Here is a 9,447-nt window from a genome sequence, read left to right on the forward strand (position 1 = left end):
TTTTCTTCATTATTATAATGAAGAAAAACGGATATCATCTTTTGAAAAGTATATATAGAATCGGTATAATTAAAAATAGAAGAAATATAATAAAGGAGGCAGAGGATTGGGCTATCAGGCATTGTACAGGGTATGGAGGCCAAAGCAGTTAAAAGACTTGGCAGGCCAGGAACATATTACAAAAACGCTCCAAAACGCGCTGGAACAGGAAAAGTTTTCACACGCCTACTTATTCAGCGGTCCGCGGGGGACCGGGAAAACAAGCGCCGCCAAAATTATTGCCAAAGCGATTAACTGTGAGCATGCGCCTGTTCGCGAGCCTTGTAACGAATGCCGGGCCTGCCGGGGGATTTCAGATGGCTCCGTCGTGGACGTTATTGAAATCGATGCCGCATCCAACAATGGCGTAGACGAAATCCGTTATATACGGGAAAACGTCATGTCTGCTCCCCGCGATATTTCATACAAAGTATATATTATAGATGAGGTTCACATGCTTTCCACCGGCGCCTTTAATGCACTATTAAAAACATTGGAAGAGCCGCCGAAGCATGCCGTTTTTATTCTCGCAACAACCGAGCCTCATAAAATCCCGTTAACCATTATATCCAGATGTCAGCGTTTTGATTTCAAGCGGATCACAACCAAAGCTTTGACAGAAAGAATGAATTACATTATCACTCAGCAGGAATGGGCGGCTGAAGAAGAAGCCGTTCAGCTTATTGCCCGGGCAGCGGAAGGCGGAATGAGAGATGCGCTGAGCTTATTGGATCAGGCTTCGTCTTTTGCAGAGGATACTATTACGGCTGATGATGTATTAGCAATTACCGGAGCAGTTTCCCAGCGTTTTCTGGCGGAGACGATACGTTCTGTTCTTGCAGGAGATACTTCGGCAGCAGTAAGAGCGGCAGACAGGCTGATTCAGGATGGAAAAGATCCTGTTCGATTCATGGAAGACGTTATATACTATTTAAGAGACATGCTGGTCGCTAAAACCGCGCCGAATGTTGATGAGATTCTGGACAGGGTCATGGTGGACGATACATTTAAGGAGCTGGCCGGGCAGGCAGAGCTTTCCTGGATTTATCAGGTGCTCAATGAGCTTAATACCCACTTTCAGCAGATGAAATGGTCCAGCCATCCTAAGATTTTTCTGGAAATGGCTCTTATTCAAACGGCTCATGCGTCTTCCGGCCAACCGGCACCTGAAGCGGGAAGCGCTGTCTCCTCTGACGTTTACGAGCGTCTGGAGAAAAAAATAGAGCAGCTCGAACAGAAATTGAAAAAGATAAAAGAAACACCGGCTCCCGAAAAGCCGGCAGATGCTTCTCCGTCCCAGGCTCCTAAACGGAAAGTGCAGCCGCGGGCCGGCGGGGGACAGGCACTTGGAAATGACGGAAAAGTCCGTGAAGCAGTGCAGGGCGCAGATCGTCAGAAGCTTCAGGAGCTGACAGGGCAGTGGGCGGCTATTATGCAGAAAGTAAAGCAGACAAGCGTACCCGGCCATGCGTGGATAAGTGATGCCAAGCCGGTAGCAACAAATGGAGAAAAGCTGATTCTGGCTTTTCAAAACGAAATGCATCGAAGCATGGTGGATACGAAATTCCGTGACGCCATAGAGTCTTCCATTCAAGAAGTAACAGGACAGACACTTGAAGCCGTTACACTTTTAAATCAGCAGTGGGAAAAGGTAAAGCAGGAATACAAAAGCCGGCAGCCGGCTTCCGAAGAGCAGGAAAGCGAACCGGAAAAGGATCCTTTTGTAGACGAAGCCATTAAGCTGGTGGGAGAAGACCTTTTAGAAATAAAAGACTAATACACTATTGGAGGAATAATAATGAAAAACAATATGGGAAATATGATGAAGCAGATGCAGAAAATGCAAAAACAAATGGCTCAGGCACAGGAAGAACTAAAGGAAAAGAACGTAGAAGCAACCGCAGGCGGCGGAGCTATTAAAGTGACCGCTTCCGGAGACAAGCGTATTGTTGATATTGAAATCGACCAGGACGTTGTAGATCCTGAAGATGTAGAAATGCTGCAGGATCTTGTCCTTGCCGCCACTAACGAAGCTCTCAAAAAAGCAGATGAAATGATCGAACAGGACATGGGCAAATTTACTAAAGGAATGAATATGCCTGGAATGTTCTAAAAGGAGGAAAAGGTGCAGTATCCACAGCCAATTTCTAAACTAATTGAAGGTTTTATGAAACTCCCCGGCATTGGGCCGAAAACGGCAGGACGTCTTGCCTTCTTCGTATTGGATATGAAAGAAGACGATGTTCTGGATTTTGCAAAAGCACTGGTTCATGCTAAGCGCGACTTAACCTACTGCTCTAACTGTCACTTTATAACAGACACGGATCCGTGCAGAATCTGTGAAGATAAACAGCGGGATCAATCTATTATATGCGTAGTACAGGACTCCAAAGATGTCATTGCAATGGAGAAAATGCGGGAGTACAGTGGACAGTATCATGTCCTGCATGGTGCAATTTCTCCAATGGATGGCATTGGTCCGGAAGATATTAAAGTACCTGAACTGATCAAGAGGCTTCAAAACGATGAAGTGAAAGAAGTAATTATCGCAACGAACCCTACTATTGAAGGGGAAGCTACAGCAATGTATATTTCCAGGCTCGTTAAACCTTCTGGTATGAAGGTGACGAGAATTGCCCACGGTCTTCCGGTAGGCGGAGATCTGGAGTATGCAGATGAAGTGACGCTTTCCAAAGCAATAGAAGGCCGCCGGGAATTATAAAAACAGTGGCGGGGGCTCCTTAAATGAATAATATTCAAAAAAGGGAGGGCGCTTCTTTGTTCAAAAAAAACAAAATTTATCATGCCGGACAACAAAGTCTTATCGAAAAAACGGAAGAATTAAAGCGCGACTTTCAATTGTTTCAACTAATCATCGAAAAAAGCCTTGATCCTTCCACTGAAACAATTGCGTACCTGAAGATAAAAAAAGCGAAGTATATGTTTCTGTTAAAGGAAATGCGCTATCAGCAGGCACTTCAAAAGAATAAATAATACAGCCGGCTGCTTATGCCCGGCTGCTTTTTTTATTTATAAAGGAACCAGCGGGATCAGGTCAAAAACGTTGCTCTTCTATAGAAAGAAAAGGTACAGTACAAGGACATACTTACCCTTGATAGAGAAGAGGTATTAAATGGACACGCTGACACATGCTCTTTTTGGAATGGCGACTTACGGGGCTATCGATAAAGCTGGTCTCGATAAACCGGTGAAGCGTTCTGTTTTGTTTGCAAGCCTGGCCGGCAGCCAGGCGCCGGATGCCGACGTCTTTACAGGTATTACGGAGACAGGGCAGATCATGGGGCTTCTTTGGCACCGTGGATTGACGCATTCTTTTTTTATGGCACCGATATGGGCACTTGTGATTTTTGCGGCAGCTTTTGTAATTTGGAGGCAGAAACATTGGCTGATCTTTTTTGCAGCGTTTATTAATGTAGTTATTCATAATACGCTGGATGGCTTGAATGCCTGGGGAACCGGCTGGTTTGAACCAATAAGCTCAACAAGAGTAGCTTTAGGATTTCTACCTATTGTTGATGTGGTGATTTGGAGCTTGTTCGCAGGCGCCTTTCTTATTAAATGGAAATATAAAAGCATTTCTGCCCCCCGTGTCTGGAGGGCGGTTCTCGTGTTAGCGGCTCTGCATACATCTATACAGGGTCTTCAAGGAACATTCATTATTAACCAGGTAGAAGACAGCTTTGATCAAGTAGCGCTTTCTGCCGGTTTTGTTCCTGGTTCATTTAATGTTATTGGTAAAAAAGATGAGATCGTCACGATTAAAAATCATAATGCGTTTGGAAGAGAATCATTGACGGAGACCCTTTATTCCCAGGAAGAAGTGAACCTTGATCCTCTTTTGGAAAAAAACAAACGGGCAGAAGTGTTAATCGAGTGGGCTCCTTTCGTAGTAGTGACGAAAGACGAGGCGGAGCTGGGAGTCTATGACCCGCGTTTTTACTTTGATGGAGAAAAGCTGCTTTTTGAATCGATACCAGCGGAGTAAAGCGGGCAGTTTTTGCCCGCTTTTTTTCTATCTATAATATACAAGAAAAGGGATAAAATTTTTTTATAAGTAATGCAATTTTTTCATTGTTATTTTATAATAGAGATGGTATAGTTGAAAACGTTGCTGAGAAAACATCTCAAAAACGTTCAATATTTTATCACAATTAAGTATTGCGTTTTTTAAACGCAAATGATATAATTTACGAAGTCGTTAAGAGACGGCGACGTAAATAAGTGTCCTTTGAAAATGGAATGAAAACAACGCGCGAAATATCAAGTCGCGGCAGGCAAGGCCTGCTGCGCAATGTAAGACCAGCACGACCTAAGCATCAACTTTCATGGAGAGTTTGATCTTGGCTCAGGACGAACGCTGGCGGCGTGCCTAATACATGCAAGTCGAGCGCACGAACCCGGCGGACCTCTTCGGAGCGAAACCGGGGGAGTGAGCGGCGGACGGGTGAGTAACACGTGGGCAACCTGCCCTTCAGACGGGGATAACTCCGGGAAACCGGAGCTAATACCCGATAATCAAGCCGATCTCCTGATCGGCTTGTAAAAGCATGGCCTTCGGGCCATGCACTGGGGGATGGGCCCACGGCGTATTAGCTAGTTGGAGAGGTCACGGCTCCCCAAGGCGACGATACGTAGCCGACCTGAGAGGGTGATCGGCCACACTGGGACTGAGACACGGCCCAGACTCCTACGGGAGGCAGCAGTAGGGAATCATCCGCAATGGACGAAAGTCTGACGGTGCAACGCCGCGTGAGTGATGAAGGTTTTCGGATCGTAAAGCTCTGTTGTGAGGGAAGAACAAGGGCGGTTCTAACAGGGCCGCCCCCTGACGGTACCTCACCAGAAAGCCCCGGCTAACTACGTGCCAGCAGCCGCGGTAATACGTAGGGGGCAAGCGTTGTCCGGAATTATTGGGCGTAAAGCGCGCGCAGGCGGTTCCTTAAGTCTGATGTGAAAGCCCACGGCTCAACCGTGGAGGGTCATTGGAAACTGGGGAACTGGAATGCAGAAGAGGAGAGTGGAATTCCACGTGTAGCGGTGAAATGCGTAGATATGTGGAGGAACACCAGTGGCGAAGGCGGCTCTCTGGTCTGTTATTGACGCTGAGGCGCGAAAGCGTGGGGAGCAAACAGGATTAGATACCCTGGTAGTCCACGCCGTAAACGATGAGTGCTAGGTGTTAGGGGTTTCGATGCCCTTAGTGCCGAAGCTAACGCATTAAGCACTCCGCCTGGGGAGTACGGCCGCAAGGCTGAAACTCAAAAGAATTGACGGGGGCCCGCACAAGCGGTGGAGCATGTGGTTTAATTCGACGCAACGCGAAGAACCTTACCAGGTCTTGACATCTTTTGCCACTTCTAGAGATAGAAGGTTCCCCTTCGGGGGACAAAATGACAGGTGGTGCATGGTTGTCGTCAGCTCGTGTCGTGAGATGTTGGGTTAAGTCCCGCAACGAGCGCAACCCTTAATCTTAGTTGCCAGCATCTGGTTGGGCACTCTAAGGTGACTGCCGGTGACAAACCGGAGGAAGGTGGGGACGACGTCAAATCATCATGCCCCTTATGACCTGGGCTACACACGTGCTACAATGGATGGTACAGAGGGATGCGAAACCGCGAGGTGGAGCCAATCTCGCAAAGCCATTCTCAGTTCGGATTGCAGGCTGCAACTCGCCTGCATGAAGCCGGAATCGCTAGTAATCGTGGATCAGCATGCCACGGTGAATACGTTCCCGGGCCTTGTACACACCGCCCGTCACACCACGAGAGTTTGCAACACCCGAAGTCGGTGAGGTAACCCTTTGGGAGCCAGCCGCCGAAGGTGGGGCAGATGATTGGGGTGAAGTCGTAACAAGGTATCCCTACCGGAAGGTGGGGATGGATCACCTCCTTTCTACGGAGTTTTGATTCGTGGATCGACCCCCGGACCGACCGGTCCGGGGTGCGCGCAGTTGTTTTCATTCCATTTTGAGAGGACAATTTTGTTCTGATATTTGTTCTAATATTAATTATAGGATGGGCCTGTAGCTCAGCTGGTTAGAGCGCACGCCTGATAAGCGTGAGGTCGGTGGTTCGAGTCCACTCAGGCCCACCATCATAAATTAATAGATATTATGGGGCCTTAGCTCAGCTGGGAGAGCGCCTGCCTTGCACGCAGGAGGTCAGCGGTTCGATCCCGCTAGGCTCCACCATAAAAAATAAGAACAAGAGCATATGGTTAGTTAATACCATAATTGTGCTCTCTATTGGTTCCTTGAAAACTGGATAGCGACAACGAAACAAACAAGACCAAGCAAGCCCTGCGTAAGCAGGCGCCAGCTGTTTTTTTGGAAATGGAAAAACGGTTAAGTAAGAAAGGGCGCACGGTGGATGCCTTGGCACTAGGAGCCGATGAAGGACGCGACGAACGGCGATACGCCCCGCGGAGCTGTAAGTGAGCTGTGAGGCGGGGATGTCCGAATGGGGGAACCCACCATCGTTAATCCGATGGTATTTCTACCTGAACACATAGGGTAGAGTAAGGCAGACCTGGGGAACTGAAACATCTTNGAGGCGGGGATGTCCGAATGGGGGAACCCACCATCGTTAATCCGATGGTATTTCTACCTGAACACATAGGGTAGAGTAAGGCAGACCTGGGGAACTGAAACATCTTAGTACCCAGAGGAAGAGAAAGCAAATGCGATTTCCTGAGTAGCGGCGAGCGAAACGGAATCAGCCCAAACCAGGATGCTTGCATCCTGGGGTTGTAGGACACTCCATTGGAGTTATCAAGATCAGCGATAGGCGAAGCGGCCTGGAAAGGCCCGCAGGATACGGTAACAGCCCGGTAGCCGAAATCGCTGATCCTCCGGAGTGGATCCTGAGTACGGCGGGACACGAGAAATCCCGTCGGAATCCGGGAGGACCATCTCCCAAGGCTAAATACTCCCTAGTGACCGATAGTGAACCAGTACCGTGAGGGAAAGGTGAAAAGCACCCCGGAAGGGGAGTGAAACAGATCCTGAAACCGTGTGCCTACAAGTAGTCGAAGCCCGTTTATGGGTGACGGCGTGCCTTTTGTAGAATGAACCGGCGAGTTACGATCGTATGCCAGGTTAAGCCGAAGAGGCGGAGCCGCAGCGAAAGCGAGTCTTCAACGGCGCATTAGTATGCGGTCGTAGACCCGAAACCGGGTGATCTACCCATGTCCAGGGTGAAGGTAGGGTAACACCTACTGGAGGCCCGAACCCACGCAAGTTGAAAATTGCGGGGATGAGGTGTGGGTAGCGGTGAAATGCCAATCGAACTCGGAGATAGCTGGTTCTCCCCGAAATAGCTTTAGGGCTAGCCTCGGATAAGAGTCCTGGAGGTAGAGCACTGATTGGACGAGGGGCCCTTACCGGGTTACCGAATTCAGTCAAACTCCGAATGCCAGAGACTTGTTGTCCGGGAGTCAGACTGCGAGTGCTAAGATCCGTAGTCGAGAGGGAAACAGCCCAGACCACCAGCTAAGGTCCCTAAATCCGCATTAAGTGGAAAAGGATGTGGAGTTGCTTAGACAACTAGGATGTTGGCTTAGAAGCAGCCACCATTGAAAGAGTGCGTAATAGCTCACTAGTCGAGTGACTCTGCGCCGAAAATGTACCGGGGCTAAATGCGGTACCGAAGCTGTGGAGGATCCCCCATCGGGGGATCGTGGTAGGGGAGCGTTCCAGGGGCGGTAAAGCCAGACCGTGAGGACTGGTGGAGCGCCTGGAAGTGAGAATGCCGGTATGAGTAACGAAAAGAAGGGTGAGAATCCCTTCCGTCGAAAACCCAAGGTTTCCTGAGGAAGGTTCGTCCGCTCAGGGTTAGTCGGGTCCTAAGCCGAGGCCGAAAGGCGTAGGCGATGGAAAACAGGTTTAAATTCCTGTACCACCTCCTTTCCGTTTGAGCAATGGGGGGACGCAGGAAGGTAGGGCAAGCGTGCTGCTGGATATGCACGTCCAAGCCGGTAGGCCGAAGAGCAGGCAAATCCGCTCTTCATGAAGGCTGAGCGGCGATGGCGAGGGAAATAAAGTACCGAAGTTCCCGATCCTACACTGCCAAGAAAAGCCTCTAGCGAGGAAAAAGGTGCCCGTACCGCAAACCGACACAGGTGGGTGGGATGAGAATTCTAAGACGCGCGGGAGAACTCTCGTTAAGGAACTCGGCAAAATGACCCCGTAACTTCGGGAGAAGGGGTGCTCTTTCGGGTGAATAGCCCAGGAGAGCCGCAGTGAAAAGGCCCAAGCGACTGTTTATCAAAAACACAGGTCTCTGCGAAGCCGCAAGGCGAAGTATAGGGGCTGACACCTGCCCGGTGCTGGAAGGTTAAGAGGAGAGGTTATCCCCTTTGGGGAGAAGCTTTGAATTGAAGCCCCAGTAAACGGCGGCCGTAACTATAACGGTCCTAAGGTAGCGAAATTCCTTGTCGGGTAAGTTCCGACCCGCACGAAAGGTGCAACGACTTGGGCACTGTCTCAACGAGAGACCCGGTGAAATTATATTACCTGTGAAGATGCAGGTTACCCGCGACAGGACGGAAAGACCCCATGGAGCTTTACTGTAGCTTGATATTGGATGGTTGTACTGCTTGTACAGGATAGGTAGGAGCCTTGGAAGCCGGACCGCTAGGTTCGGTGGAGGCAGTGGTGGGATACTACCCTGGCTGTACGACTATTCTAACCTCGGTCCGTGATCCGGATCAGGAACAGTGTCAGGTGGGCAGTTTGACTGGGGCGGTCGCCTCCTAAACAGTAACGGAGGCGCCCAAAGGTTCCCTCAGAATGGTTGGAAATCATTCGCAGAGTGCAAAGGCAAAAGGGAGCTTGACTGCGAGACCTACAAGTCGAGCAGAGACGAAAGTCGGGCTTAGTGATCCGGCGGTCCCGTATGGAAGGGCCGTCGCTCAACGGATAAAAGCTACCCTGGGGATAACAGGCTTATCTCCCCCAAGAGTCCACATCGACGGGGAGGTTTGGCACCTCGATGTCGGCTCATCGCATCCTGGGGCTGAAGTAGGTCCCAAGGGTTGGGCTGTTCGCCCATTAAAGCGGTACGCGAGCTGGGTTCAGAACGTCGTGAGACAGTTCGGTCCCTATCCGTCGCGGGCGTTGGAAATTTGAGAGGAGCTGTCCTTAGTACGAGAGGACCGGGATGGACACACCGCTGGTGTACCAGTTGTTCCGCCAGGAGCATCGCTGGGTAGCTACGTGTGGACGGGATAAGTGCTGAAAGCATCTAAGCATGAAGCCCCCCTCGAGATGAGATTTCCCATCACGCAAGTGAGTAAGATCCCTTGGAGATGACAAGGTAGATAGGTCTGAGGTGGACGTGCGGCGACGCATGCAGCTGACAGATACTAATCGATCGAGGACTTATCCAA

The 9,447-nt window shown here is 49.7% G+C and carries 5 protein-coding genes, 2 tRNA genes and 2 rRNA genes; all 9 read left to right on the top strand.

What is annotated here, in order from left to right:
• Positions 1–106 precede the first annotated feature (106 nt).
• Positions 107–1,816: a DNA polymerase III subunit gamma/tau gene (gene dnaX, locus AC5W14_RS15295; protein WP_496194942.1), complete on the top strand. Its 1,710-nt coding sequence runs from the start codon at positions 107–109 to the stop codon at positions 1,814–1,816.
• A 21-nt stretch (positions 1,817–1,837) separates the two neighbouring features.
• On the top strand, positions 1,838–2,152 hold the full coding sequence (locus AC5W14_RS15300) for a YbaB/EbfC family nucleoid-associated protein (RefSeq protein WP_252313698.1): 315 nt from the start codon (positions 1,838–1,840) through the stop codon (positions 2,150–2,152).
• Between the two features lie 12 nt (positions 2,153–2,164).
• Positions 2,165–2,761: a recombination mediator RecR gene (gene recR / locus AC5W14_RS15305; RefSeq protein ID WP_496058205.1), complete on the top strand. Its 597-nt coding sequence runs from the start codon at positions 2,165–2,167 to the stop codon at positions 2,759–2,761.
• 23 nt (positions 2,762–2,784) lie between these two features.
• Positions 2,785–3,033 (top strand): DUF2508 family protein, encoded by a 249-nt coding sequence (locus tag AC5W14_RS15310; protein WP_496194943.1) that lies wholly within the window; start codon positions 2,785–2,787, stop codon positions 3,031–3,033.
• Positions 3,034–3,172: 139 nt separating this feature from the next.
• Complete coding sequence (locus AC5W14_RS15315) at positions 3,173–4,045, top strand: metal-dependent hydrolase (RefSeq protein WP_496194944.1); 873 nt, start codon at positions 3,173–3,175, stop codon at positions 4,043–4,045.
• Positions 4,046–4,382: 337 nt separating this feature from the next.
• A 16S ribosomal RNA gene (locus AC5W14_RS15320) occupies positions 4,383–5,952 on the top strand.
• 124 nt (positions 5,953–6,076) lie between these two features.
• Positions 6,077–6,153, top strand: a tRNA-Ile gene (locus AC5W14_RS15325).
• A gap of 21 nt (positions 6,154–6,174) precedes the next feature.
• Positions 6,175–6,250: transfer RNA gene (locus AC5W14_RS15330), tRNA-Ala, on the top strand.
• Between the two features lie 151 nt (positions 6,251–6,401).
• Positions 6,402–9,447: ribosomal RNA gene (locus tag AC5W14_RS15335) — 23S ribosomal RNA — on the top strand.
• Together the 16S and 23S rRNA genes with 2 tRNA genes alongside form the textbook arrangement of a ribosomal RNA operon.

The organism is Sinobaca sp. TMA16-18 (genome assembly GCF_059510535.1).